This window comes from Alteromonas sp. MB-3u-76, assembly GCF_002831605.1.
Lineage (GTDB): Bacteria > Pseudomonadota > Gammaproteobacteria > Enterobacterales > Alteromonadaceae > Alteromonas > Alteromonas hispanica.
On the sequence record NZ_CP025115.1, the window covers coordinates 849,922 to 875,623 of the forward strand.

Annotated in this window: 23 protein-coding genes and 1 other RNA gene; 16 read left to right on the forward strand and 8 right to left on the reverse strand. The window is 44.9% G+C overall.

Annotation, left to right across the window (positions count from 1 at the left end; genetic code table 11):
* Nucleotides 1–379 precede the first annotated feature (379 nt).
* The 7 genes from mlaF (at nt 380) to murA (ending at nt 5,124) form a co-directional block, all read left to right on the forward strand.
* Complete coding sequence (gene mlaF / locus CW735_RS03810; RefSeq protein WP_100970959.1) at nt 380–1,180, forward strand: phospholipid ABC transporter ATP-binding protein MlaF; 801 nt, start codon at nt 380–382, stop codon at nt 1,178–1,180.
* Nucleotides 1,177–1,953 carry a lipid asymmetry maintenance ABC transporter permease subunit MlaE gene (gene mlaE / locus CW735_RS03815; RefSeq protein ID WP_071978734.1) on the forward strand — a complete coding sequence of 259 codons (777 nt, stop codon included), beginning with the start codon at nt 1,177–1,179 and terminating at the stop codon, nt 1,951–1,953. The genes mlaF and mlaE overlap by 4 nt, the downstream gene beginning before the upstream one ends.
* 8 nt (nt 1,954–1,961) lie before the next feature.
* Complete coding sequence (gene mlaD / locus CW735_RS03820) at nt 1,962–2,432, forward strand: outer membrane lipid asymmetry maintenance protein MlaD (protein ID WP_071978735.1); 471 nt, start codon at nt 1,962–1,964, stop codon at nt 2,430–2,432.
* Nucleotides 2,433–2,608: 176 nt separating this feature from the next.
* Nucleotides 2,609–3,247, forward strand: coding sequence for an MlaC/ttg2D family ABC transporter substrate-binding protein (locus tag CW735_RS03825; RefSeq protein WP_442855909.1), 639 nt, complete (start codon nt 2,609–2,611; stop codon nt 3,245–3,247).
* Nucleotides 3,244–3,561 carry an STAS domain-containing protein gene (locus CW735_RS03830; RefSeq protein WP_071978737.1) on the forward strand — a complete coding sequence of 106 codons (318 nt, stop codon included), beginning with the start codon at nt 3,244–3,246 and terminating at the stop codon, nt 3,559–3,561. The genes CW735_RS03825 and CW735_RS03830 overlap by 4 nt, the downstream gene beginning before the upstream one ends.
* A gap of 30 nt (nt 3,562–3,591) precedes the next feature.
* A complete protein-coding gene (locus tag CW735_RS03835) occupies nt 3,592–3,849 on the forward strand; it encodes a BolA family protein (protein WP_071978738.1) in 258 nt (85 codons plus the stop codon).
* A gap of 12 nt (nt 3,850–3,861) precedes the next feature.
* Nucleotides 3,862–5,124 (forward strand): UDP-N-acetylglucosamine 1-carboxyvinyltransferase, encoded by a 1,263-nt coding sequence (murA, locus tag CW735_RS03840; RefSeq protein WP_100970960.1) that lies wholly within the window; start codon nt 3,862–3,864, stop codon nt 5,122–5,124.
* A 123-nt stretch (nt 5,125–5,247) separates the two neighbouring features.
* Here murA and CW735_RS03845 read toward each other — a convergent pair whose 3' ends face one another.
* The 3 genes from CW735_RS03845 to CW735_RS03855 all read right to left on the reverse strand — a co-directional run bounded on the left by CW735_RS03845 (nt 5,248) and on the right by CW735_RS03855 (nt 8,461).
* Complete coding sequence (locus CW735_RS03845; protein WP_071978740.1) at nt 5,248–6,327, reverse strand: trypsin-like peptidase domain-containing protein; 1,080 nt, start codon at nt 6,325–6,327, stop codon at nt 5,248–5,250.
* A gap of 243 nt (nt 6,328–6,570) precedes the next feature.
* On the reverse strand, nt 6,571–7,941 hold the full coding sequence (locus CW735_RS03850) for a DegQ family serine endoprotease (RefSeq protein WP_071978741.1): 1,371 nt from the start codon (nt 7,939–7,941) through the stop codon (nt 6,571–6,573).
* A gap of 82 nt (nt 7,942–8,023) precedes the next feature.
* On the reverse strand, nt 8,024–8,461 hold the full coding sequence (locus CW735_RS03855) for a ZapG family protein (protein WP_071978742.1): 438 nt from the start codon (nt 8,459–8,461) through the stop codon (nt 8,024–8,026).
* 263 nt (nt 8,462–8,724) lie between these two features.
* On the opposite strand from CW735_RS03855, the gene zapE reads away from it, so the two are divergent.
* From zapE to CW735_RS03870, 3 genes are all read left to right on the forward strand, one after another.
* Nucleotides 8,725–9,822, forward strand: coding sequence for a cell division protein ZapE (gene zapE, locus CW735_RS03860; RefSeq protein WP_071978743.1), 1,098 nt, complete (start codon nt 8,725–8,727; stop codon nt 9,820–9,822).
* 197 nt (nt 9,823–10,019) lie between these two features.
* Nucleotides 10,020–10,742 carry a YebC/PmpR family DNA-binding transcriptional regulator gene (locus CW735_RS03865; protein WP_071978744.1) on the forward strand — a complete coding sequence of 241 codons (723 nt, stop codon included), beginning with the start codon at nt 10,020–10,022 and terminating at the stop codon, nt 10,740–10,742.
* A gap of 165 nt (nt 10,743–10,907) precedes the next feature.
* Nucleotides 10,908–11,189: a GGDEF domain-containing protein gene (locus tag CW735_RS03870; protein ID WP_232368359.1), complete on the forward strand. Its 282-nt coding sequence runs from the start codon at nt 10,908–10,910 to the stop codon at nt 11,187–11,189.
* 113 nt (nt 11,190–11,302) lie between these two features.
* Here the strand turns inward: CW735_RS03870 and CW735_RS03875 are convergent, their stop codons facing one another.
* Both CW735_RS03875 and CW735_RS03880 read right to left on the reverse strand, forming a co-directional pair.
* Nucleotides 11,303–12,304 (reverse strand): branched-chain amino acid aminotransferase, encoded by a 1,002-nt coding sequence (locus CW735_RS03875; RefSeq protein WP_071978752.1) that lies wholly within the window; start codon nt 12,302–12,304, stop codon nt 11,303–11,305.
* 229 nt (nt 12,305–12,533) lie between these two features.
* Nucleotides 12,534–15,401 carry a M16 family metallopeptidase gene (locus tag CW735_RS03880; protein ID WP_100970964.1) on the reverse strand — a complete coding sequence of 956 codons (2,868 nt, stop codon included), beginning with the start codon at nt 15,399–15,401 and terminating at the stop codon, nt 12,534–12,536.
* Between the two features lie 269 nt (nt 15,402–15,670).
* Here CW735_RS03880 and CW735_RS03885 point away from each other — a divergent pair, with 269 nt between their 5' ends.
* On the forward strand, nt 15,671–16,789 hold the full coding sequence (locus CW735_RS03885; protein WP_100970966.1) for a zinc-binding dehydrogenase: 1,119 nt from the start codon (nt 15,671–15,673) through the stop codon (nt 16,787–16,789).
* Between the two features lie 90 nt (nt 16,790–16,879).
* On the opposite strand, the gene CW735_RS03890 is transcribed toward CW735_RS03885, so the two are convergent.
* A complete protein-coding gene (locus CW735_RS03890; protein ID WP_071978755.1) occupies nt 16,880–17,674 on the reverse strand; it encodes a peptidylprolyl isomerase in 795 nt (264 codons plus the stop codon).
* A 179-nt stretch (nt 17,675–17,853) separates the two neighbouring features.
* Between CW735_RS03890 and rnpB the strand changes: the two genes are divergently transcribed.
* Both rnpB and CW735_RS03900 read left to right on the forward strand, forming a co-directional pair.
* Nucleotides 17,854–18,205, forward strand: an RNA gene (gene rnpB, locus CW735_RS03895) — RNase P RNA component class A.
* A gap of 292 nt (nt 18,206–18,497) precedes the next feature.
* The gene (locus CW735_RS03900; protein WP_100973166.1) at nt 18,498–19,007 is read left to right on the forward strand and encodes a 3'-5' exonuclease; all 510 of its coding nucleotides are present in this window, start codon (nt 18,498–18,500) and stop codon (nt 19,005–19,007) included.
* 47 nt (nt 19,008–19,054) lie between these two features.
* On the opposite strand, the gene CW735_RS03905 is transcribed toward CW735_RS03900, so the two are convergent.
* Both CW735_RS03905 and metK read right to left on the reverse strand, forming a co-directional pair.
* On the reverse strand, nt 19,055–19,525 hold the full coding sequence (locus CW735_RS03905; protein ID WP_100970968.1) for a hypothetical protein: 471 nt from the start codon (nt 19,523–19,525) through the stop codon (nt 19,055–19,057).
* 332 nt (nt 19,526–19,857) lie between these two features.
* The gene (metK, locus tag CW735_RS03910) at nt 19,858–21,003 is read right to left on the reverse strand and encodes a methionine adenosyltransferase (protein ID WP_100970970.1); all 1,146 of its coding nucleotides are present in this window, start codon (nt 21,001–21,003) and stop codon (nt 19,858–19,860) included.
* Between the two features lie 396 nt (nt 21,004–21,399).
* Here metK and tkt point away from each other — a divergent pair, with 396 nt between their 5' ends.
* The 3 genes from tkt (at nt 21,400) to CW735_RS03925 (ending at nt 25,688) form a co-directional block, all read left to right on the forward strand.
* Nucleotides 21,400–23,391 carry a transketolase gene (gene tkt, locus CW735_RS03915; protein ID WP_100970971.1) on the forward strand — a complete coding sequence of 664 codons (1,992 nt, stop codon included), beginning with the start codon at nt 21,400–21,402 and terminating at the stop codon, nt 23,389–23,391.
* 17 nt (nt 23,392–23,408) lie between these two features.
* Nucleotides 23,409–24,419, forward strand: a complete 1,011-nt coding sequence (epd, locus tag CW735_RS03920; RefSeq protein ID WP_100970973.1) for an erythrose-4-phosphate dehydrogenase — start codon at nt 23,409–23,411, stop codon at nt 24,417–24,419.
* 93 nt (nt 24,420–24,512) lie between these two features.
* Nucleotides 24,513–25,688: a phosphoglycerate kinase gene (locus CW735_RS03925; protein ID WP_100970976.1), complete on the forward strand. Its 1,176-nt coding sequence runs from the start codon at nt 24,513–24,515 to the stop codon at nt 25,686–25,688.
* Nucleotides 25,689–25,702 lie beyond the last annotated feature (14 nt).

Consider the following 25,702-nt stretch of genomic DNA (forward strand, 5'->3'; position numbering starts at 1 on the left):
ATTAAAAGTCTATTTCGCAAGATTGTCGCAAAAACGGTGCCATTTGCCTATGGCGCTAGGCTTTTATTTTGCCTTTTCGAACGAGATTGTATGAAAAAGAGACATGTTCAGCCTGCGTTAATGATATTCAGCTTACGTTATGGATCATTCGTCTTCATCGAACATAAGTTGTAACTTTTTGACTTTGGCGCAGGGTAGGAAAAAGCGTACAATACTGAAAATTTTAAACTTACTGACTTTACGAAGGTCAGTGTGTGTTCAAAGGCATGGAATTTGTACTGCCTTTAATTCCACAATAACAAAGTTGCGTTGCTTTCCAAGACACTTTACTCCGAGTTTAAAGCGGCAGCGCCCAGTCGAGGGTCGACAAAAATACACTATGGAACATTTAGTTGAAATAGATAATCTGACCTTTAGCAGAGGGGAACGCGTCATTTATGACGGCATTACCCTTAACGTGCCTAAAGGAAAAATTACTGCCGTCATGGGGCCAAGCGGGATAGGGAAAACAACCCTGCTTCGCCTTATCGGCGGGCAGTTGATACCGGACGAGGGCGATATTCTTTTTGATAAAGAATCTATTGTGTCAATGTCTAGAAAAGCGCTTTATAAAGCCCGTCGTCGAATGAGCATGTTATTTCAAAGTGGCGCACTGTTTACCGATATGACGGTGTTTGACAATGTAGCGTTCCCGCTTAAAGAACATACTGATTTATCGGATGATATCATCGCAACTATTGTCGCTTTAAAGCTACAGGCAGTAGGACTAAGAGGTGCTGCAGACTTGATGCCTAGCGAGCTTTCTGGCGGCATGGCGCGACGCGCTGCACTGGCAAGAGCAATTGCCCTCGACCCAGACCTTATTATGTACGACGAGCCATTTGCGGGCCAAGATCCCATATCTATGGGGGTGTTGGTGAAGTTAATTCGCGAGCTAAACGATGCGCTGGACCTTACCAGCATTGTTGTTACCCATGATGTAAAAGAAGTACTCACAATTGCAGACTATATTTACATACTGGCCGATAAGCGTGTAATTGGTGAGGGGACCGCACAGCAAATTAAAGATAGCGATTCTGAGCTTGTACAACAGTTCTTAAATGGTAAAGCAGACGGACCTGTTCCTTTTCACTATCCTGCACCAGAGCTGAAAAAGAGTTTCTTGGGAGAGGGAAAATGAAATTCTTACAGTCTATAGGTGCTAAAACCATTACTAAGGTGGCGGCCATTGGTCGAGCCACACTGATGTTATTTGGTGCATTAGTAGCGGTGCCACGGCTGAAAAATGTGCCGCTTATTATTCATCAACTTTATGTGGTCGGTGTTCAGTCTCTTCTTATTATCATGGTGTCTGGTTTATTCATCGGCATGGTAATGGCGCTGCAAGGCTACACCATCTTGGTCGACTACGGCGCCGAAGGAAGCTTAGGGCCCATGGTAGCGCTATCCTTGCTTCGTGAGTTGGGTCCTGTTGTTACTGCACTATTGTTTGCAGGTCGCGCAGGTTCTGCATTAACGGCAGAAATTGGGTTGATGAAGGCGACAGAGCAACTAAGTAGTCTTGAGATGATGGCAGTGGATCCACTGCGCCGTATTGTGGCTCCGCGTTTTTGGGCTGGCATGCTGGCAATGCCGATGTTGGCTATTATTTTCAGCGCTATTGGTATCCTAGGTGGACATTTAGTTGGCGTTGATTGGCTTGGCGTTGATTCAGGAAGCTACTGGTCGATTATGCAGTCGACAGTAGATTGGAACCAAGACGTGTTAAATGGCGTAATAAAAAGCGTCGTATTTGCCTTGGTTGTTACCTGGATAGCCATATTTAAAGGTTACGATTCTGTTCCTACATCGGAAGGGATCAGCAAAGCGACTACTGAAACAGTGGTCTATTCATCATTAGCAGTACTAGGGCTGGATTTCGTGTTAACCGCCCTCATGTTTGGTATCGAGTAGAGGACAGAATGAATAAGTATAAAACGGAAGTCATGGTGGGGTTCTTTGTTGCCCTTACTATTAGCGCATTACTGTTATTGGCATTGAAAGTAGCCGAACAGTCTGTTGCCACAGAAGGTGACAGCTACACCCTTTACGCGAAGTTTGACAATATTGGTGGCTTGAAAGCTCGCTCTGCTGTGAAAGTGGGGGGCGTAACGGTAGGACGTGTAACGTCTATCACGCTAGATAAAGACGATTTCACGCCCGTGGTTGAATTATCGATACTCAAGCAATACAACGGTTTTCCAGAAACGAGTTCAGTTTCAATACTTACATCTGGTTTGTTGGGTGAGCAATATGTGGGTTTTCAACCGGGTTTTTCCTTCGACGGCGTCGCCAATTTAGAGGACGGTGATTATTTACAAGACACCAAATCAGCACTAGTGCTAGAAGATCTTATCGGTCAATTCTTGTTTAATCGCGGAAGCGATGAATAGAACGACCGGTCACTTTAGTTAACGCTTAATTGAAGCAATATTAAGAATTTATCATCGGCCTGATGAAACTTATATTAAGTTAGTCGGGTCTGCTGTAAAGCATAGTGAGTATGCATTGCATATACAGACAGTTCGTTAGGAGAGTCACGTTGAAAAAGTTAATCGCCATTTTGAGCATGGTTGTAATGTCGTTTTACAGTGCGGTAAATGCACAGGAAGTTAACGAGCAGAACCCCTATGAATTAGTTCATGGCGTGGCAAACACCACTTTTGAGCGCATAAAGGCAAGTCAAGCTGAGATACAAGCCGACCCTGAAATGCTTCGCACTATTATGCAAGAAGAGTTAGTGCCTCATATCGACTACAAGTTTGCAGCGTTTATGGTGTTAGGTAAGCACTTTAAATCGGTACCCAAAGAAAAGATGGGCGAGTACATTAGCGTATTCCGTCAGTATCTTGTAACGACTTATGCCGTTGCTATGGGGTATTACGATGACCAAGAAGTTATCTTTGAACCTGAGTCAGATTTTTCTAAAGAAAAGTCGGTTACCGTACATGCGGTTGTAAAAGATCCTTCTCGTCCAGACATCAAAATTGCTTTCAAAGTGCGCAAAGACAGCAAAACAAACGAATGGAAAGCATATGACATGGTGGCTGAAGGCATAAGTATGCTAAACAGCAAGCGCAGTGAGTTCGAGTCAATTTTACGTACTGACGGTATTGACGCCGTTATTGCGCTAATGCGTGAGAAAATTGGTAAACCTGTTGAATTGAATCAAGGTGAGCCAATTGAAATAGACGGAGAGTCTGTGTGAGCCTTTTCGACGTTGACAACAGCACAGACATAAACGTACATGGTCATTTAGACCGCGATACCTTGTCGACATTGTCGACAAACTTTTGGCAACAGCTCACCGCTCAGCAGCGTGAATCGCTTAAAGGCGCAGGAGCCTGCACGGTAAATTTAAATGACGTAGAGCGCGTAGATAGCGCTGGATTGGCGTGGCTAATCAATGCGGTTAGGGATACCAATCAAAACGGTGTTAGCATGGTGTTTAAGCACATGCCAGAAAAGCTAGTTAAATTGGCTAAAATTAGCAATGTTGATGGCTTTTTAGCGGTAGAATAACGCTCAATCAACCAGATAAAGAAGTACATTATGGAACTGTCAGAGATAGAAAATATACTGAAGGAAGCATTAGACCTTCATGAGGTTCACGTAAAGGCCGAGGGGTCGCATTTTAATATTATTGCAGTAAGCGACTCATTTAATGAAATGAGCAGGGTGAAGCGTCAGCAGGCTGTTTATGCGCCACTTGCAGACAAAATTGCCGATGGATCAATGCACGCTATTTCAATCAAAACTTTTTCAGTGAAAGACTGGGAGCGCGAGCGCCAGTTTAATATTCCTCAGTAATAGGCGTTTTTCGTGGATAAACTTGTAATTAAAAAGAGTCCTGCCCTGCAGGGGACAGTGAGAATTTCTGGTGCAAAAAATGCGGCACTGCCTTTGCTGATGACCAGTCTTCTAACAGACTCTCCATGCCGTTACACCAATGTACCCCGCCTTCGTGATATTAATACAACGACGTCGCTATTGAGAGAGCTAGGCGTTGAAGTAGCACAGCCATCGCCAAACGACGTATTAATAGATGCGAGCACGCTTGAGAGCGTGACGGCGTCTTACGACCTTGTGCGCACTATGCGAGCATCTATCTTGGTGCTTGGCCCTTTGTTAGCGAAACAAGGTAAAGCAAATGTATCCTTGCCCGGTGGCTGTGCCATTGGTGCTCGTCCTGTAAACCTTCATCTTACTGGCCTTGAAAAAATGGGCGCAATGATTGAAGTTGAAGAGGGTTACATTCGTGCCGAAGTGAAAGGTCGCTTAAAAGGTGCGCGTATATTTATGGATATGGTTAGCGTAGGGGCAACTGAAAATCTTCTAATGGCCGCTGCACTTGCCAACGGTACCACTGTATTAGAAAACGCAGCGCGAGAGCCTGAGATTGTGGACCTTGCCAACTGCCTAATTCAAATGGGTGCTAAAATTAGTGGTGCAGGTAGCGATAAAATTACTGTAGAGGGTGTCGAAACCTTAAATGGTTGCGACTATGCTGTGTTGCCTGATCGCATAGAAACGGGCACATTTCTCGTAGCTGCGGCCGCAACAGGCGGTAAAATTCGCTGTACCCACGCAGCGCCAGAAACGTTAGATGCAGTAATTGATAAGCTGGAGCAGGCCGGTGCAGACATTACCATAGGTGATGATTGGATTGAGCTTGATATGAAAGGGCAAAAGCCTAAAGCCGTGCGCGTAAAAACCGCGCCACATCCCGCTTTTCCAACGGATATGCAGGCGCAGTTTGTTACCCTAAATTGCGTTGCAGAAGGTACAGGCGTAATTACAGAAACTATCTTCGAAAATCGATTTATGCACGTGCCTGAGCTACAGCGCATGGGAGCTGAAATCGCGCTAGAAGCTAATTCCGCAGTATCTAAAGGTAGCTCCAAGCTTAAAGGCGCCCCCGTGATGGCAACCGACTTGCGCGCATCAGCCAGCTTAGTTATTGCAGGCCTTATCGCAGAGGGCGAAACTCATGTTAATCGAATCTATCATTTAGATAGAGGTTATGAGGCAATTGAAGAGAAACTAGGGGCTCTTGGCGCTAACATTGAAAGAGTAAAAGAGTAGCAAAGAGTAGAATTTCAACTCCAAGCTCATTTTATGATTTAAGCGGTCTGCAAATTTAAACTAAAAAAAAGCGCCTCGGCGCTTTTTTATTGCTAAATAAAAACCTGATTTTCAGCAAACACATTACTGATTGGTTCTAAGTTCAGCCACTATGGCGGTTAGGGTTAGCGGCTCGTCGTTGCGGCTAACTTCTATTTCTAGCTTAGTTCCCGGCTTAGTTTCAGCAATCATATCCAGTGTTTTAGATGCGCTCTCTGCTCTTACACCATCAATAGACAGTATAATATCGCCAGGCCTCAATCCTGCAATATCTGCCGGACTGCCCTTTGCAACGGCAGTAACATCTATACCAGGAATACCCGCAAGGTTTCTTCTCTCACTGCCAATAAAGCCAAGTTGCCCACGGATTACTCGACCATTACTGATAATTTCGTCCATTACGCGTTTAGCTAATTCGTAAGGTACCGCAAAATTAATTCCATCTACATTTCGTACTCTGTTGCGAGAATCTCTTACCTGAAAGTTCGCGTTGGTAATGCCAAGTAATATGCCGTTACTGTCTACGAGTGCACCACCAGAGTTACCTTGATTCAACACCGCGTCGGTTTGAATAAAGTCGACATAATTCGACAAACCATTACGACCTGCGCGGCTTACAATGCCTTGGGTAATTGTCTGGCCTAGGTCAAAGGGATTTCCTATTGCCATTACCACATCACCTACGTGGGTATCTGGCTCAGCAACCTGAGGAATAATGTTCAGGTTTTCTGCGGTTACCTTTAAAACAGCAAGGTCAGTGAGGGGATCGTTACCTACTATTTGTGCCTCAAGTCCTCGTCCATCTTGAACGGTTACATAAATACTATCTGCATTTTCCACTACATGATGACAGGTAAGAATGTACCCGTTTTCGGTCATGATAACCCCAGAACCTAAACTCGCTCGCTCTCGGGGTTGGTTTCTAAACAAGCCTGCGTCTGTTTCAATACTCACGCTATAGATGTTGACTACGGCGGGCGCTGAGCGACTTAGCGCGGCAAAATAACTTTCTCTGCTTGCGCTTACTGAGGGCTCGGTGAAAAGCCCGTTGGCAAATCCGTTACCCTGACGCAAGTCGGGTAAAAATAACAGCAATAGCGCCGCTACAGCAGCGCCAAGAACGACAGATTTTATGAAAAAGCGAATTATTGAGCGGCTTGTCACGAGTCACACTTATTTGTTAGTTAGCAATACGTATCGTTCATCTTCGCACTTCAATACATGCGAAAACTACCCACAGCTATTTATGATTATTGATTAAGTAAATTAGGATATCACTTTATTGATTAAACTACCGTAATCCTGATTGTTTTTTGTGTCATCTGTGTTTTTTCAATGCCACAAACAAAACAGCGCCCGAAGGCGCTGCTAACAAGTTTGGATTATACCACTCTTTCTAGTAGCCTTTTACTGTCTAATGACCAGATAAAGCGTTGAATTGCCCCGTTTTACATTAAGTGCGATAACGCCTTTTGCTTCATCAAGGGCATTCCTGAAATCAGCTACACTTGATACACGAACGCGGTTAACGCCAATAATGACATCATCAGCCTGTAAACCAATGCGTGCCGCTGGTGCCCCTCGTTCAATGTCAGACACTATAACGCCAGCATTGCCAGAATCATCAGCGCCGTTCGTTAGTGTTGCACCTTCCAATGCTGGGTGAATTTGCGCAGCAGTTACCGTAGTTTCTGTAGCATCATCTAAGGTTACGTCTACAGACATCTCTTTGCCTTTACGCATAACCGTTAGCTCAACTTCTGCACCTGCGCCCATACTGGCTATTTTAGCGCGGAGCTCTTGGAAGCTGCTTAACTTTCTTCCGTTAATAGCAGTAATAATGTCGCCTGCTTGAAGTCCCGCTTTCTCTGCGGCAGATTCTGGCTGAACCTCATTCACAAAAGCACCGAGATTAATTTCAGCGTTCATAGCCTCAGCAAGACCCGCGTCAATATCGCTACCCAATATACCAAGAAGGCCTCGACGTACTTCACCATATTCGGCAATTTGATCGACAAGATTTTTCATCATATTCGCAGGAATGGCGAACCCAATGCCTACGTTGCCGCCGTTAGGGCCAAATATGGCGGTATTAATACCAACCAGTTCACCGTGAAGGTTAACTAGTGCGCCACCAGAGTTACCACGGTTAATGGCTGCATCGGTTTGAATAAAATCTTCGTAGCCACCGATGTTTAGTCCTGAGCGGCCTAGCGCACTCACTATGCCAGAGGTCACGGTTTGCGATAATCCAAAGGGATTACCTATGGCTACTACGAAATCGCCCACTCTTATTTCGTCAGAATCTGCTAGTGGCAGAGCTTTTAAATCGTCAGGGGCTATTTTAAGCAGAGCAATATCGCTTTGCTCATCAGAGCCAAGTTTTTTAGCGACAAACTCACGACCATCTGTAAGCTTAACGGTAATTTCATCTGCATTATCAACAACGTGATTGTTGGTAACAACGTAGCCTTTATCCGCATCGATTATGACACCCGAGCCTAAGCCCTTAAAAGGTCGCTCTTGAACTTGCTCTTGTGGAGGGGCGCCGAAAAAGTAACGAAACATTTCGGGCATGCGCTGACGAGAGGTTTGTGTACCTTCAACAGCAATACTCACAACAGCAGGAGTGGCCTCTTCCAGCATGGGGGCTAAAGAGGGTACTTCTGCTTTTTTATCAGAAAAGAAAGGCAACGCCGCCTGTGTGGTAGCGGTAAAGCCTAATGAACTAACAACAACGGCTGACGCCACAAGACATTGGCGAAAAGACATTTTCATGTTCGCTTACACTCCTTAATGTTATATGCGATAAAGCATGGTTTCACTAAAAGAGTCTGTGGCCTTCGTAAAGTTCCTGAAATTACTGTTTTTCTGCGGTATTTTGCTCAGAACCGCCGACGAACAGCCCAGAACCTGAATTAGCAAAGTCTTTAGGCTGCGTATCTGAGACCCGCTGAACCCTAGACTTATCAGACCCTTTTAGGTTGTTACGTAAATACGTTGTAGCTTGCTCCCCGTAAAAAGGAACCTTACTGTCACTATCATCACCATTTTGCTCAAGTAGCGCTTCATACTCTTCAAGCTGTTGCTTGAGCACATCGCATTGCCCTTCAATACTCTCTAGGCTCTGACGCGTTTGATGTATGTGGTGCTGCGCTTGCTGGGCAAGGATTTCTTTAACTTGCTTTTCTGTTTGTGCAGCATTACCCGCCCCTTTTTTCGATTGGGCAAACCGGCCGACAAAAAAGCCAATTACTACCCCAACGACTAACAACGCAAGAGATACTAACAATTCCATTATATTCTCCGAATCAATCTACATCCCACAGCACGACCTTTCATACGAGGTAAATGCTGCTTTCGACCATAACTTGAATATAGCAAGGTCGAACCTTAAAAGCGCATTGTTCGTTACATTAATTGTGATAATGACGAGTTGCGCTCTCTATGAGCGAGTGATTCTACCGTGATTTTCATTAAAATTAAGGTCATAATTAATAAATTCAAGCAGGTCGGTGCAGCGTGCACCACTATTGACATTCGGATGGAGTGGTTTTGGCGATGACGCCTTGGGAAAAATATCAGCAAGATCTTCAGTTAGCCGATTTTCATTACGATGCTGCGCAAGAAACGGCAGTGAAAGAGCTTCAACGTTTATACGACGAACTTACTCAGCCCGAAAGAAAAATGACGTGGCGAGTTAAGCTAAAAGCGGCCTTTGGGGAAGGGCACTTAACACCGGGTATTCAGGGCATTTATTTTTATGGTGGCGTAGGGCGTGGAAAAACGTATTTGGTAGATACATTTTTTGAGTGTCTGCCGTTTGATAAAAAAATGCGAGTTCACTTTCATCGTTTTATGTATCGTATTCACGATGAGTTAAAGCAGTTAAAGAACGAGCAAGATCCACTCAAAATAATTGCGTTGAAAATTGCCAAAGAAGCTCGGGTTATCTGTTTTGACGAGTTTTTTGTTTCCGATATTACAGATGCCATGATACTGGGAACACTCATGGAAGAATTGTTTAGTCATGGCATTGTGCTGGTGGCAACTTCCAATATTATCCCTAATGACCTTTATAAAAATGGTCTGCAGCGGGCTAGATTTTTACCAGCAATAGATTTAATTAACCAAAATACCCGTGTTGTAAACGTAGACAGCGGCATTGATTATCGTTTACGTACTCTTGAACAGGCGGAAATTTACCATTATCCATTAGATAAACAAGCTACGGAAAATCTCATCAATTATTTTACTCAACTTGCGCCAGAGCCAGGGTCTGAGAATGAAGTAATTGAAGTAAACAATCGCCAGATACCGACGATGCGAAACGCAGACGGCGTATTAATGATTGAGTTTGAAAGTTTATGTAAAGGCCCGCGTAGCCAAAGCGATTACATCGAGCTTAGTCGCTGCTATCACTCTGTGTTGTTGGCGAACGTAGAACAAATGGGTCAGGGCACTGACGATGTGGCAAGGCGCTTTATTGCCATGGTTGATGAGTTTTACGAGCGCAATGTAAAGCTGATCATCTCAGCACAGGTTGCCCTAGAAGAACTGTACACAGAAGGCTTGCTTAGCTTTGAATTTAGACGCTGTTTAAGCCGGCTAAAAGAAATGCAGTCTCATGACTACCTAGCCACTGAGCACCTTCCGTAGCGAGGGATGGGCAAAGTAAAACGCTATAAACACTGTATTGTTGTGCGTAAACTAAGTAGAATTATGACATAACTATTGCGCTTTATGTGACGATAAACATATACCGATAGCCAATGTAGTGGATTGGTGATGGCAGGCGCATCAACCCGATAAAATACGCAAAGTTGCACTAAAATTGCGAGGAAGAGAATCTTAAGATGGGAAGAGCATTCGAAGTAAGAAAAAACGCCATGGCGAAAACTGCTGGGGCGAAAACCAAGGTTTACTCAAAGTACGGTAAAGAGATTTACGTTTGTGCGAAAAATGGCGGAACGGATCCGGACGCCAACCTTTCACTACGCCGCCTTATGGATAAAGCTAAAAAAGACCAAGTTCCAGGCCACGTAATAGATAAGGCGATAGACAAAGCTGCAGGTGGTGTAGGTGAAGATTTCCAACCTATGCGTTATGAAGGTTTTGGACCAGGCAACTGCATGGTTATTGTCGACTGTCTTTCAGATAATGCTAACCGTACTATCACTGAAGTTCGTAACTGCTTCACAAAAACTAATGCAAAGCTAGGTGCCCAAGGCGCGGTATCACATATGTTCGATCACCAAGCTGTATTTCAGTTTGAAGGTGACGACGAAGATGCTATTTTAGAAGTATTGATGGAAGCTGATGTTGATGTTACCGACGTTGAAGTAAACGACGGCAAAGTAACGGTATACGCGCCGCATACAGAGTTCTACCAAGTAAAAACTGCACTCACAGAGGCGTATCCAGATATTAGCTTTATTGCCGACGAAATGAGCTGGATGCCGCAAACTGAAACAGAGATTAGCGAAGAAGATATGCCCATGTTCGAAAAATTCATGGACATGTTGAACGATTGTGACGACGTGCAAGACGTTTATCACAACGCAATAACGCCAAGTTAACTAGTAACACTACATTCGATTTAAAAAAGTCGACGGTAAATCTGCAAAAAACCTTAATGCCCTCAATTACGAGGGCATTTTTATTTGTCGTTAGTGGGATAATCTGAAACTGACTATTTAACCGGAATAGGAAACCGTCGCTATCTTGAACGTAAGTTTACTAGTATGCAGGGGACTAATATTCAAAGCGCTTTCTTACTGATAGATATCGATTACTTCAAGGAAATCAACGATACCTACGGGCATGACGCTGGTGATAAAGTACTAATTTCTCTAACTAACGCATTGCAGTCTATGTGCGGTAAAGGCAAGGATAATGCTGACATTTTTGCCCGTATTGGTGGTGAAGAGTTCGTTATTATGACGTTTAATAAAGAGCCTAAAGCCGCCGGAATAAAGGGGGTCAGAACCGAATTAAGCAAGCCCACAAACTCTCCAGTTGCATAAAAATGTATTATTAAAAGGAGTTAGGTAACTCGCCATTTGTCACCTAACACCTGTCACAATACAGCCGCTACGGGCTAGTCTTTTAAAAGTCGAACACTAATAAACGCGATGTGTTACGACTTGATTTTCACTAACCAATTATGCGTATCTTCAGCTTTGCCCCACTGAATATCGTTCAGCGCTTGGCGTAGCTTCATTGTTATTGGGCCTGCCTCGCCGTTACCTACTTGATACTCTTTTTCATTATGAATGAGTGTTCCAACTGGCGTAAGTACGGCTGCGGTGCCAGATAAAGCTGCTTCAGTGCCAGGTTTGGCCGCTCTTTCCAGCAATTCAGCAACGGTAAGCTCTCTTTCGCTTACGGTCATGCCGTGATCCTTTGCAAGCTGCAGCACGGTTGCTCGGGTAACTCCGTGTAAAAATGTTGAATCTAATGCTTTTGTGATGATTTCGTTACCATCCACAAGAAGGAAGTTTGCTGCTCCAGTCTCTTGAACATCACCATTGGGGCAAAACAATATTTGGTCTGCCTGAACTTCTTCTCTGGCCTTTAGGATAGGTGGCAATGCACTGGCGTAATTGCCACCGCTTTTTACCATACCCATGTGCGGCGCGCAGCGCATACCTGTTTCATCTAGCAACAAGCGCAGCGGCTTTAAGCCACCAGCAAAATAATCACCCACGGGTGATAAAAGAACATATAGCATTGATGTGGCCGAAGGCGCTGCTGCTTTACCGATAGACGCTTCAGTACCCACATGCGTTGGGCGGATGTACATTGAACCAGGAGGCTCTGGTACTTCAGAGCTGTATTTTGCTACCACATCTAGGATCATCTTCTCAACTTGCGCTTTGTCTATTTCTGGCAAGTTAAGTAAACGACTGCTTTGCGCAAACCGTTCGATGTTTTTATCCATGCGAAAAATGTTAATACTGCCGTCTTCGTGTTTAAACGCCTTAAGACCCTCGAAACACGTGCTCGAGTAATGAAGGACATGAGCGCCAGGATGCATTTGTATCGCGTCTGAACTGACAAACTCTGTCTCAGACCATGCGTCGTTTTCAAAGCGGGTAAGCGCCATTTCAGGCATGAATACGGTACCGAATACGGCCATTTGGGGTTCCTGTTTATGTGTTCTCAAAAATACTGCGATGAGTTTATCAAAAATTACCCTGTTTGCTAAAAGAATGTGCAAAAGGAAACACGGTTTAGGTGTCAAAATGTAAACTTTTGCCGTTTACAGTTAAAAAAGCCCCATCGTGACAAAGAACAGACGGGGCTTTTGGTTCAAATATTTCAATCGTAAATAGAACCAATCTTGTGAATTGGGATGTTATTCAAGGCTACAAAGTATTGCCATGAATATCGAGTTCCACAAAATTAGCGTTTAACGCCTTTGAAAAAGCTTTCACCTTTTCCCGCTGCGTGGCTCCGTCGCCCGCGACAACGTAAATCATTTCAGGCTCTTGTATATAGGTGTCTATCACTCTATGCACTTCACTTAATTTTGCGTTAAGAGCGTATTCCTGCTGTTTTTCAACGTAATTAACTGGGCGCGCATATTCACTGATATCTTCAAGCATACGAAGTTTACTACCAAGGGTTTCAAATGCTCTCGCGTTACCTTTTATGACCATATTTTGCATAACGGAAAGGTCTTCCTCGTTAAACGTATCTTTGTAATCGCCCACTAGGCGTTTGAATTCCTCTAGCGATTCCTTAGTGACATTGCTTCTCACCTGCGAGCTGGCGATAAATGCAGAATTGTAAGGACCACCTCTTACATACGAGTATGCGCCGTAGGTGTATCCCTTCTCAATTCTCAAGGTTTGCGCCAATCGTCCGCTAATTCCGCCACCGAGTGATGTGTTCGCGTATTCGATGGGATAGATATCGTCATTTTGTGCATTAGGCAGCAGTTTACCCATATAGATTACGGATTGTTTTGCATCTGGAATATCAATAAAGAATACTCGGCTATCTTCCGACGTAGTGGCAGGTTTTAGTTTAGGTAGTGAAGCCGTTGCGCCAGACCAATCGCCGAACGAGGAGAGCGCTGCAATTACCGACGCTTTATCTACCGCACCAACACTGTGGTATTGGCTGCCTCGTGGTTTGATATTTTTGGCGTAATAGTTTTCAACATCTTTCAATGTAATGTTGTCTACGCTGGTGAGCGTGCCACCTGTGGCGATGCCTAGCGGGTGATCGTCGCCATAAAGTTTAGTAGAGAAAACATTAAACGCGGTGCGCGAGGGGTTGCTCAAGCTCTGCTTGATATTTGTTAGTTGAGCCTGTTTTATTCTATCGAAATCAGCCTGTTTAAACGCAGGCATGGTGAGCATTTCTGACACCAACGCCATTGTTTGAGAGTAGTTTTTAGCTAGCACACTTCCTCGAAGCGTAATATCGTACTTCGATGCGTTTACGTTTAGGGACGCGCCAAGTAGACCAAGCGCTTGTTCAAACTCTGCCGCCGTTCTTTTTTCGGTACCCTCAAATAACATATCGGCAAGAAGCGCTGATGTGCCTTCTTTACCGCTAGCGTCTAACAGCTGGCCGCCTGGAAAGCGCATGCTGAAATTGACTAATGGCAGCTCTGTATCTTCAATTCCATAAGCATGAATACCCAGATCGGTAGTATGTTGCCACACATCAGGAACATTGATAGCAGGTAGCTCTGTGAGTGCGGGTTCACTGCGATCGTTTTGAGTTTCGGTACGCTTAAATACAACGCTATCCGATTCGTTAAACTCTTTTTCTGCACCCTCTATGATTTGCTCTTCAACCACATTGGCTTTAATTGCGTTATCCATAGCAAGCTCAGCTTCGCCTTTAGGAACGAAGTTGGTAATAACAGCGGGCTTGTTTAGCACATACTGATTAAATACACGCATGACGTCTTCGGTAGTAACACTGTTTATCTGCGCAATTTCAGTAGTATAAAAATCAGGAGATTGTGCATACTCATTGTATATACCAAGCTGAAGGGACTTGTTAAGGATGCTTTCAAACTGTTCATAAAACGCGGTTTCGGTTTGCGCGCGTATGCGAGTCAGTTGAGCATCGGTAACGCCTTTCTCGCTGAAAGTGGCTAAACCTTGTTCAATAAGGGCATGGACTTCATCTAAAGGTTGGCCTGAATTTGCCCGTACTCGCAATGTAAATGTTCCAGCAACTTCTTGAGCAGAGTGGTAGGCAGAAACATTAGGAGCCACTTGTTTTTCAGTCACGAGTAACTCGTATAGCGGCGTGTCTTTAGACCCTGCCAATAATTCACCAAGCATATCAAGGGCGTATGCGTCGGGATGATACTGCTCAACAGTAGGCAGCGTAATTCTAATTTCAGGAAGGCGAGCAAAATTATCTTCATGTACCAGTGTAATATCGCTGTCTAATGACACTGGCATAGGCTCTATTGGGTCAACCGACTTACCGGCATCAATCTCGCCAAACCAATAAGCCACTTTTTCTTTTGTTGCTTCAATGTCGATATCACCGGCAATGACTAAGGTTACGTTCGACGGAGTGTAGAACTCGTTGTAAAACCCTTTTACATCATCCAGTGTTGCCGCCTGTAAGTCTTCTAGGTCGCCAATCACCGTCCAGCTGTAAGGGTGTCCTTCAGGGTAAAGCGCCTTGCGAATAACGTGATCGGTATGGCCATAAGGGCGGTTATCCACACGCTGGCGCTTTTCATTTTTTACTACCTGCTTCTCGCGCTCAAGAGTCGGCTCGGTAACCGTATTGATCATAAAGCCTAAACGGTCTGAGTCTATCCAAAGCAGTTTATCAAAGGCATCTTTTGGCACCACTTCGTAGTAAATAGTACCGTCACTCCAAGTTCCTCCATTTCGACTACCACCTAATTCAGGGATCATCTTTCGATTGGCGCCTTTAGGTACATTTTCAGAATCGTTAAAGGCCATGTGCTCAAAGAAGTGGGCAAATCCTGTTCTACCGGGCTTTTCTCTGTTAGAGCCTACGTGCACCACAGTGGCAAGGGATACAATAGGGTCAGACTTATCTTCGTGCAAAATGACCGTTAAGCCGTTGTCTAATTGATATTTCTCGTAATCGATTTTAAGACCTGGTTCTTCGGCCTTCGTTTCTTTTTTTGCGATATCGTTAGAGGAAGGCGCAGTAGGGGCACATGCGGTTACCGCCGTTGCCAAAGCAAAAATACCTAAGAGGTAAGTACCTGCTTTCATGGAGTAAATCCTTTTTTTAAGTGGATGCTAATCGCTCTACAATAGTGATTATTGGTGATGGGTACAAGTTGCTGGTGGTTTTAGAAGTAGGCGAAAGTGCCTTTTTGTAAAGTTCAACTGACTGTATAAGTACAACAGCCGACCGTGTACCGATAAACTCTTATGATTGCCTATCCACCTAATTTATTCGCATGAGGCTTTTCTTAGTGCTAGCGTAAGGTTATGGGCAAACGTTATTACTTTATATAATTACACGGAGAAGAATTACTGTGACAACATCAAAACAACTACTAACAAAAATCACTTCACAAGGTCAGCTAGAAATTAACCTAGTTGATTCTGATATTCCTGAGCCAAAAGCGCACCAGGTTGTTGTTAAAATTGAAGCCACACCTATCAATCCGTCGGATATGTGGCCCATGTTTGGCCCAGCAAATTTAAATGAGGCCACCTTCGATGCAGACAAGGGCCAGTTAACAGCACCTGTGCACCCTGGTTTACTACCTCGTATAAAATCTCGCTTGGATATGTCACTGCCTATCGGTAATGAAGGGGCTGGCGTAGTAGTCGCTGCCGGTGAAAGTGAAGCGGCGCAGTCTATGTTAGGTAAAACAGTAGCAGTATTATCGGGTGCATGTTTTGCGCAGTATTGCTGCGTTCCGGTTCAAGCGTGCATTGTTCATAAAGAAGAGACTACGCCACAGCAAGCCGCGTCTTCATTTGTAAACCCGCTAACGGCATTGGGTATGGTAGAAACCATGCGCATGGAAGGTCATAGTGCATTGGTTCATACAGCAGCGGCCTCTAACTTAGGTATTATGCTAAACAAAATTTGTATTGCCGAAGGCGTGCCCTTGGTCAATATAGTACGTAAGCAGTCTCAAGCTGATTTACTCACTGAGATTGGCGCGAAATACGTGTGCAACTCATCAAGCGATAGTTTCAAAAAAGATCTCTACAAAGCCATTGAAGAAACCGGTGCTACATTGGCGTTTGATGCCATTGGTGGGGGCGAGTTAGTAAGCGACATACTAACGGCAATGGAAGCGGTTGGAAGCAAAGACGCCGAAGGTTTCAATACCTATGGCTCAGACGCCAACAAACAAGTGTACATTTATGGCGGCCTAGACTTTTCACCTACTATATTAAACCGTGCCTACGGCATGACTTGGGGAATTGGCGGATGGCTATTAATGCGCTTCTTAGGCAAGCTAGCCCCAGAAAAAGTGGGTGCGCTACATCATCGTGTAGCAAATGAAATTAACACCACGTTTAAGAGCGACTTCACAGATATATTAAGCTTAGAAGAAGCATTGCAGCCTGAAAAAATTGCTCAATACAATGCGAAAAAAACCGGCGAGAAGTATTTAATTAATCCACAGAAATAGATTTTAATTTTATGAGTAAAAAAGCCACCTTTTGATTAAAGGTGGCTTCCTATAGTCTCTAAAGGCGTCTTATAGCCGGCTAAAGGCTTATTAACGCTTAAACTTAACGCAGCGACATACCAGCGCTAAGCTAAGCAGGAAAAAGCCTAAGCTTCCACCGCCAGACGAATTGTTGTTAGAACCCGGTACATTAGGTGAGCCCGCGTCTAGCAGCGTATTTTCAACCGGTACAATATCTGGATTGGTAACCGTTGCGCTATCTGTCACTACAATATCAGTAATAATCACCAAGTTGTCGCCCGTTATCTCAACCTCGTTACTTGCATCGGTGCTGGTGTAATCTCTCAGTGGAATAGACGAGGCCGCACCGCCTAAATCAAAACGTGGTAGTGCTTCAATTGCATCAAACACTTCCATTCCATTTCCCAGTACTTGGCCGAACACGGTAAACCCACCATTTTGCACGTCTAAGTTTGCGCTGTTGTCAGATAAGTTAATAAACCATTGTGATGTGGCGCTATCAGGAGAGCTGGCGAGTTTTGCCATTGCAATAGTGCCGCGAACGTTAGACAACGTTGGCTCATTAATAACAGGCGTTCCTGTGGGTACGCTATCAAGAGGGAACATACCGTTATAAACAAAACCGCCGCTTTGCGCTACAAAGCCTGGCTCTAGACGATGTACCACTGTATTTGCATAAGCCCCTGAGTTTACATAGTCCAAAAAGTTCTCGACGGTTTCAGGAGTCTCTTCATCGAAGAGGTTTATTTGTACGTTGCCTAGTGCGGTTCGTACTTCAACAACAGTGGCGTGCGCAGAGGCGGCTGCAAGCAGGCATAAAACGCCCATAGCTTGCAAAGAGGTAGATTTAGCTAGTGTTAACATTACTGATTACGCTTGTGAAAAATAAAGTGGTCAGTCTAAGTGAAAAACGCAATCTTTATCAAATAAACATGCTGTCTTATGATCTTTGGATTAGAAGGCATTCATTTTACCGTGCGAATATCAACGTTAATGCTGTAAGTTGTTCGCTATTAAAGGGGGCTTCATGTAGAATGCGCCGCGGAGTTGGCCAGGCAATCGCCGCTTTCGTAAGAAAGGGGAGGAAAGTCCGGGCTCCACAGGGCAGGGTGCCAGATAACGTCTGGGCGGCGAGAGCCGACGACAAGTGCAGCAGAGAGAAGACCGCCTAAGCATGTTTACATGCCGGTAAGGCTGAAAGGGTGCGGTAAGAGCGCACCGCACCTCTGGTAACAGAGTGTGGCGAGGTAAACTCCACCCGGAGCAAGACCAAATAGGATCCCTCAACGTGCGGCCCGCATGGGGATCGGGTAGGTTGCTTGAATCAGTGAGTGATTGCTGATCTAGAGGAATGGTTGCCCACGACAGAACCCGGCTTATCGGCCAACTCCACCTTTCAAACTTACGCGGTTGGCGCCGCTTATCTATTTACCAAATATCCCCTCCCTTGCGGCGTGAACACTCAGATTTTACGGCTAATAGTGGCTAATTCGTGACATTGAAAACCGGTTACAGGAAAAGTGGCATGATTCTGCTATCAAAACTGGTATTAAGATGGAGTAAATTCGACATTGAGTGTTGGCATTTACACCTTACTGGAATATATCGCCGAGTCAGAAAGCGATTTCAGTATCAATTTACGATGTGATGTAAGTGATTAGTGAGTGATTATTCACGCGGAGAACAAGTGCAGAAAAAATGGCTCCCGTCTATTGTCGATATCGAAGCCAGTGGTTTTGGTGCGGCGAGTTATCCAATTGAAATAGGGGTTGTGCGCTATGATGGTGCAAAGTGGTGCAAGTTGATCCGTCCCTACGACGCATGGATGCATTGGGATGAAAAAGCAGAAGCATTACATGGCATTAGCAGAGAGATGTTGCATACACGAGGTTTAGAGCCCGCAAAAGTGTGCCAAGAACTCAACCATTTTTTGGGCAACACGGTTGTGTATAGCGATGGTTGGGTAGTAGACAATCCGTGGCTAATTAAGTTGTTCTCTGCGGCACAAATAGATATGACATTTACCTGCAGAGCTATGGAATACATCTTAAATGAAACCCAAATGTGTCTATGGCATGAAGTAAAAGATGATTTGTTGGAGCAGTGTGATACGAAACGTCACCGTGCAAGTACCGATGCTTTCCTAATACAGCAAACCTTTATTAAAACTTACGAGGCTTCTTTACATGGAAAGTAAGTATTTAAGAAACAGAGGACAAAAATAGAGTGCGAGATAAAAGTGCATTAGAAGAAGTAGTGAACACCAAGAGACAACCCCATATTTTCTTCTTCACCCACCTGCCTGTGCTCTAGCTCCACAGCCATATTAAGCCCCTTATTGTCGCCAAGAAGCCAGCCTAATCGCGTAAAGGTGCCAATGTCTGTGGGTAAATATAACCACTCGGCATAGTGTCGAAATGCCGTGTTGTTTGTGTTGTAGGTGGCATATACCTGTTGTGGCAATCGCGTATTAAATGTGCGCTTTGCGCTGACAAGGGTTTGCGAACCTGCAGGATAGGTAAAGCTACTGTCGTAGTAATGAGTTTCGGTAATCGAATGGGGTCTGAAGCGACTTTTAAGTTGCCAATTTGCTACCTTGGCGCTTTGAAAGTGTATTGGGCCATAGTTAGACTCTACGCTGCTTGCATAGGCGCTACTAGCGGTGAAGTAAACTCCGCATATCAGTAACAAAAGCAAGATGCGTATTGTTGTCATGTGTTCCACTTAGCCTATGAAAGTCATTGCTTTTTACAAACAACTTGTTACCACGCAGTAAGCAACGTTTTTTATTTTAGTTTAGATATAGCATGTTTATTTGCAAAACGCATCATTACACAGAATGTGATTACAGAAGGCATCGTGCAAATTTTTATCAACGCTTGAAGATATGTTTAGTTTTCCATACCCACTGTTATTTTAAGCATAGACAAAAATAAGCTGAAGAAAAGTGAATGGAAATTAAACAAATACGATAATTAAAATTTTCACTAATGCAAAAAGCCTCCGACGTGGAGGCTTCTACAATTTGAACGTTACTAACGTGCTATTTAAACCGATGCTTTAAGCGCTTCAGCTTTGTCCGTCGCTTCCCAAGGGAAGGCTTCGCGGCCAAAGTGTCCATATGCCGCAGTTGCACGGTAAATTGGACGCTCTAGGTCTAACATCTTAATTAGGCCGTATGGGCGAAGGTCAAAATGCTCGCGCACTAGCGCAACCAATGTTTTCTCATCAACCACACCTGTACCAAAAGTATCGATGCTAATTGATGTAGGCTGCGCTACGCCAATAGCGTAAGAAATTTGAATTTCACAGCGCTTTGCTAGCCCAGCAGCTACGATGTTCTTTGCTACATAACGGCCTGCGTAAGCGGCGCTGCGGTCAACTTTCGATGGATCTTTACCCGAAAATGCACCACCACCGTGACGTGCCATACCGCCGTAGGTATCAACAATAATTTTACGGCCTGTAAGCCCACAGTCGCCCATTGGGCCGCCAATAACAAATCGACCTGTCGGGTTAATGTGGAATTGGGTGTTACCATCAATCCACTCGCTTGGAAGCACTGGTTTAATAATTTCTTCCATTACCGCCTCGCGTACGGTGTCGGTAGACACTGAGTCGCAGTGCTGAGTAGAAAGCACAACTGCGTCGATCCCCACAGCCTTGTCGTTTTCATACTTAAAAGTAATCTGACTTTTCGCGTCAGGACGAAGCCAGTCTAACTTACCCGATTTACGCACCTCAGCCTGCTTTTGAACCAAGCGATGTGAATAGGTAATAGGTGCTGGCATAAGCACGTCTGTTTCGTCGCTTGCATAACCAAACATCAAACCTTGGTCGCCTGCACCTTGCTCTTCCAAGCTCTCGCGGTCTACGCCCTGATTAATATCAGGAGATTGCTTTCCAATGGCGTTAAGCACTGCACATGAATCGGCATCAAAACCCATGTCTGAATGGGTGTATCCAATTTCTTTTACGGTATTGCGAGTAATCTCTTCAATATCGACCCACGCTGAAGTGGTCACTTCACCGCCAACAAGAACCATACCTGTTTTAACATAGGTTTCGCAGGCCACGCGAGCCCGTGAATCTTGCTCTAAAATAGCGTCGAGAACCGCATCAGAAATTTGGTCAGCGATTTTATCCGGATGTCCTTCAGAGACCGATTCAGAGGTGAATAGATTCGTGGCCATATGTGCTCCGTTTGCATTTAAAATTCTAAATTTTGAGTATTGTACTAAAACAAACTACAAATACCAGTCTTTACTTCTAGACGTCTAAAAGTCTTTTTGCTATACATCGTTACGAATTCTTGACACGTTACGATCAGCTTCATTGTTTTTACTAAACTGAGAATAGTGAGTTATCAGGTACAAAATTGTGTTTTAGCGTAGTGCATTTACGTGCGTTTTGCGTAATAGACCATTTTTTGTATTTAGTTTCGCTATTGGCAATGAAAAGCCATTGAACTGTGAGGTGGCATGGGTAAGAATAACGCCACATTCAAACGTACATAAAAGTAGAGCTTAGGCCGAACGCGCGGCTTACCTCCACGCTCACTTTGATACGAATTATAATCAGGAGACAACATGCCCTCTCGTCGTGAACTTGCCAATGCCATCCGTGCATTAAGTATGGACGCTGTTCAACAAGCTAAATCAGGTCACCCAGGTGCACCTATGGGAATGGCCGATATTGCCCAGGTATTGTGGCAAGATTTTCTATCGCACAACCCAGAGAACCCTTCATGGGCAAACCGCGATCGTTTCGTGTTATCGAACGGTCACGGCTCAATGCTTTTATACTCACTGCTTCACCTCTCTGGTTATGAACTACCAATTGAAGAATTGAAGAACTTCCGCCAGCTTCATTCGAAAACGCCTGGTCACCCTGAGTATGGCTATGCACCAGGTGTAGAAACCACCACTGGCCCATTAGGCCAAGGCGTGAGTAATGCTGTGGGCATGGCGCTAGCAGAAAAAGTTCTTGCTGCACAGTTTAACCGCGAAGGTCACAACATAGTCGATCATTACACTTACGCATTTCTTGGCGATGGCTGCTTAATGGAAGGTATCTCGCACGAGACATGCTCGCTTGCCGGTACATTGGGGCTAGGTAAGCTTATCGCATTTTGGGATGACAACGGCATTTCTATCGACGGTGAAGTAGAAGGTTGGTTTACTGATGACACGCCTGCACGTTTTAAAAGCTACGGCTGGGAAGTTATTGAAGGCGTAGATGGCCACGACGCAGAGCAAGTAAAAACGGCTATTGAAAAAGCGCAAGCAAACAGCGCTCAGCCTACGCTTATTTGTTGTAAAACAACTATTGGGTTTGGGTCGCCAAATAAAGAAGGCACAGAGTCTTGTCACGGTGCACCACTAGGTGACGACGAAATTGTTGCAACCCGTGAAAAGTTAGGCTGGAAACACGGCGCGTTTGAAATTCCTGACGACATCTACGCTCAGTGGGATAATAAAGCCAAGGGCAATGAAGCAGAATCACAGTGGAACCAAGCATTTGCCGCTTATGAAGCCGCTTACCCTGAGCTAGCCGCAGAATTTAAACGTCGTGTAAACGGCGAACTGCCGGCCGATTTCAGCGAGAAAGCTGATGCAATTATTGCAGATCTTCAAGCTAACCCGCAGAACATTGCGTCTCGTAAAGCATCTCAAAATGCGCTAAATGCATTCGGTCCACTGTTGCCTGAATTGCTAGGCGGCTCTGCTGACCTTGCAGGTTCTAACCTAACTATTTGGGAAGGCAGTAAAGGCGTAGAAGCGAACGATGCATCGGGTAACTACATCTACTATGGCGTACGTGAATTTGGTATGTCAGCCATGATGAACGGCATCACGCTACACGGCGGCTTCAAGGCTTACGGCGCAACATTCTTGATGTTTATGGAGTACGCTCGTAATGCAGTGCGTATGGCAGCACTGATGAAACAGCCTGCTATATTTGTGTACACGCACGATTCAATTGGTTTAGGAGAAGATGGTCCAACTCACCAGCCGGTTGAGCAAGTGGTTGCGCTTCGTTCTACACCAAACCTAGATAACTGGCGTCCTTGTGACCAAGTTGAATCTGCCGTGTCTTGGAAAGCAGCTATCGAGCGCACTGACGGGCCAACAACGCTTATCTTTACGCGTCAAGGTTTAGCTCAGCAAGAGCGTACTCAAGAGCAAGTTGCTAGCATCGCGAAAGGCGGTTACGTACTTAGCGATAGTGATGCTGCTCCAGAGATTATTCTTATTGCCACTGGCTCTGAAGTTCAACTTGCTGTGGAAGCGGCAGACAAGTTAAGAGAACAAGGTAAATCGGTGCGCGTAGTATCAATGCCATCAACAGACGTATTCGATCGCCAGTCTAAAGACTATCGCGAGAGTGTACTGCCTTCTTCAGTGACTAAGCGTGTTGCGGTTGAAGCATTGTCGAAAGACAGCTGGTACAAATACGTTGGCCTTAATGGCGCAATTATCGGTATGGATACCTTCGGCGAATCGGCACCTGCGGGCGACTTGTTCAAACACTTTGGTATCACTACCGATGCTGTTGTAGAGGCAGCGCTGTCTCTTTAAGAGGTAAATAAAAGCCAATGGTAAACATTGCCATAAATGGGTTTGGTCGAATTGGTCGTAACGTATTACGCGCACTCTACGAGAGTGGGCGTAATAACGAGTTTAACGTTGTGGCCATTAACGACATTGCCAAGCCCGAGGGCATTGCACATTTACTCAAATACGATACCGCCCACGGGCGGTTTCGTTTCGATGTGGCCTTAGAAAATAAAACGCTAACGGTAGCCGGTGATGACATTCAGTTACTTGCTGAAGCCGACATTAGTGCTCTGCCTTGGGAAGCGCTGGGTGTAGATATTGTTCTTGAATGTACCGGCAAATTTGACGACCGAGCCTCAGGGCAGTCTCATCTCGATGCGGGTTCGAAAAAAGTGCTGTTTTCATCTCCCGGTTCTCCTGATTTAGACAACACGGTGATTTTTGGCACCAACGAAGATACCTTAACCAGTGACCATAAATTAGTCTCTAATGGCTCGTGCACTACAAATTGTATCGTTCCGGTTATTCAGGCCCTCGATGCCGCTTTTGGGGTGGAAAGTGGCACTATTACCACTATTCATGCGTCTATGCACGACCAGCAGGTTATCGATGCCTACCATGAAGATTTGCGCAGAACTCGTGCGGCTAGCCAATCTATTATTCCAGTAGATACGCGCTTAGCGGCGGGAATTGAGCGCATTTTGCCCAAGTTTGCCGGCAAGTTCGAGGCAATAGCGGTACGAGTGCCAACCATTAATGTCACTGCTATGGACTTAAGTGTTAGCTTGAAAAGCGAGGTGTCTATTGAGCAAGTAAACCAGGCTTTACGCAATGCCAAAGACGGTCGTTTACAGGGTATTTTAGACTATACGGAAGAGCCTCTTGTATCAGTAGATTTCAATCACGACCCACACTCGTGTATTGTAGATGGAACACAAACTCGCGTAAGCCATAAGCAATTAGTAAAAACATTGGTGTGGTGCGATAACGAATGGGGTTTTGCAAACCGAATGCTCGACACAGCTAAAGTGATGTTTGAAGCAAAATAAACCGTTTAATGCTGCCAGGGTTGGTGGCACCAACCCGCGCAGCTTTCACACGTTAATTAATGACAACATTTTTAAATTAACATAGGAAAGATGATGGCAATTCCAAGTATGAACGATATGGCCTTAAACGGTCAGCGTGTTCTCATTAGACAAGATTTAAACGTACCTGTTAAGAACGGTAAAGTAACCTCAGATGCTCGTATAAAAGCATCTATCCCCACTATTAAAGCAGCGTTAGACGCTGGTGCCGCCGTTATGGTGATGTCGCATTTAGGCCGTCCCACAGAAGGCGAGCCTGCAGAAGAATTTTCATTGCAACCTGTGGTTGATTACCTTAACGAAGCGTTGGACGTTCCAGTAAAGCTAGTTAAAGACTACCTAGACGGCGTAGAACTTGCTGAAGGTGAATTAGTTATTTTGGAAAATGTTCGCTTTAATAAAGGCGAAAAGAAAGATGATGAAACCCTTGCTAAGCAATATGCAGCGCTGTGCGATATTTTCGTAATGGATGCGTTTGGTACGGCTCACCGCGCACAAGCGTCTACCCATGGCGTAGCCAAATTCGCCACGCAAGCATGTGCAGGCCCACTATTAGCCGCTGAACTCGATGCGCTTGGCAAGGCGCTAGATAACCCTAAGCGCCCAATGGTCGCGATTGTGGGTGGCTCAAAGGTATCTACCAAGCTAACCGTACTAAAAACTCTGGCTGAAAAAGTAGACCAGTTAATTGTAGGTGGCGGTATCGCAAATACCTTTATTGCTGCACAGGGTCACAATGTAGGCAAGTCTCTTGTTGAGATGGACCTAACTGAACAAGCCACGCAGTTGATGAACGACGCTCAGGCTAACGGCGGAAACATTCCCGTACCAACAGATGTAGTAGTAGGCGCAGCATTTGATGAAAATACCGAGGCCACGTTAAAGCATGTCTCTGAGGTAAGCGATGAAGATATGATTTTCGATATTGGTCCAGACTCATCAAAAGCCTTAGAAAGCATTATTAAAAATGCAGGAACAATTGTGTGGAATGGCCCAGTGGGTGTATTTGAGTTTGAACAATTCAGCGCAGGTACGAAAGCCCTGTCTGAAGCAATTGCAGCAAGTGATGCATTCTCTATTGCAGGGGGCGGTGATACACTTGCAGCAGTAGATAAGTATGGGATTGCCGATAAGGTCTCTTACATATCAACTGGCGGTGGTGCATTTCTTGAGTTTCTTGAAGGAAAAACACTGCCTGCTGTAGCTATACTAGAAGAAAAAAATAAATAAGCGCTGTCGTTACC

What these genes read in the sequence shown, in the direction of transcription:
- CW735_RS03855 (WP_071978742.1), bottom strand. Translation starts at nt 8,461, where the DNA reads ATGGAATTGTTAGTATCTCTTGCGTTGTTAGTCGTTGGGGTAGTAATT.
- CW735_RS03875 (WP_071978752.1), bottom strand. Translation starts at nt 12,304, where the DNA reads ATGGCCGTATTCGGTACCGTATTCATGCCTGAAATGGCGCTTACCCGC.
- CW735_RS03825 (WP_442855909.1), top strand. Translation starts at nt 2,609, where the DNA reads ATGGTTGTAATGTCGTTTTACAGTGCGGTAAATGCACAGGAAGTTAAC.
- mlaF (WP_100970959.1), top strand. Translation starts at nt 380, where the DNA reads ATGGAACATTTAGTTGAAATAGATAATCTGACCTTTAGCAGAGGGGAA.
- metK (WP_100970970.1), bottom strand. Translation starts at nt 21,003, where the DNA reads ATGGCCACGAATCTATTCACCTCTGAATCGGTCTCTGAAGGACATCCG.
- CW735_RS03925 (WP_100970976.1), top strand. Translation starts at nt 24,513, where the DNA reads ATGGCAATTCCAAGTATGAACGATATGGCCTTAAACGGTCAGCGTGTT.
- zapE (WP_071978743.1), top strand. Translation starts at nt 8,725, where the DNA reads ATGACGCCTTGGGAAAAATATCAGCAAGATCTTCAGTTAGCCGATTTT.
- mlaD (WP_071978735.1), top strand. Translation starts at nt 1,962, where the DNA reads ATGAATAAGTATAAAACGGAAGTCATGGTGGGGTTCTTTGTTGCCCTT.
- CW735_RS03850 (WP_071978741.1), bottom strand. Translation starts at nt 7,941, where the DNA reads ATGAAAATGTCTTTTCGCCAATGTCTTGTGGCGTCAGCCGTTGTTGTT.
- CW735_RS03865 (WP_071978744.1), top strand. Translation starts at nt 10,020, where the DNA reads ATGGGAAGAGCATTCGAAGTAAGAAAAAACGCCATGGCGAAAACTGCT.
- CW735_RS03870 (WP_232368359.1), top strand. Translation starts at nt 10,908, where the DNA reads ATGCAGGGGACTAATATTCAAAGCGCTTTCTTACTGATAGATATCGAT.
- tkt (WP_100970971.1), top strand. Translation starts at nt 21,400, where the DNA reads ATGCCCTCTCGTCGTGAACTTGCCAATGCCATCCGTGCATTAAGTATG.
- mlaE (WP_071978734.1), top strand. Translation starts at nt 1,177, where the DNA reads ATGAAATTCTTACAGTCTATAGGTGCTAAAACCATTACTAAGGTGGCG.
- CW735_RS03905 (WP_100970968.1), bottom strand. Translation starts at nt 19,525, where the DNA reads ATGACAACAATACGCATCTTGCTTTTGTTACTGATATGCGGAGTTTAC.
- CW735_RS03890 (WP_071978755.1), bottom strand. Translation starts at nt 17,674, where the DNA reads ATGTTAACACTAGCTAAATCTACCTCTTTGCAAGCTATGGGCGTTTTA.
- CW735_RS03880 (WP_100970964.1), bottom strand. Translation starts at nt 15,401, where the DNA reads ATGAAAGCAGGTACTTACCTCTTAGGTATTTTTGCTTTGGCAACGGCG.
- CW735_RS03835 (WP_071978738.1), top strand. Translation starts at nt 3,592, where the DNA reads ATGGAACTGTCAGAGATAGAAAATATACTGAAGGAAGCATTAGACCTT.
- epd (WP_100970973.1), top strand. Translation starts at nt 23,409, where the DNA reads ATGGTAAACATTGCCATAAATGGGTTTGGTCGAATTGGTCGTAACGTA.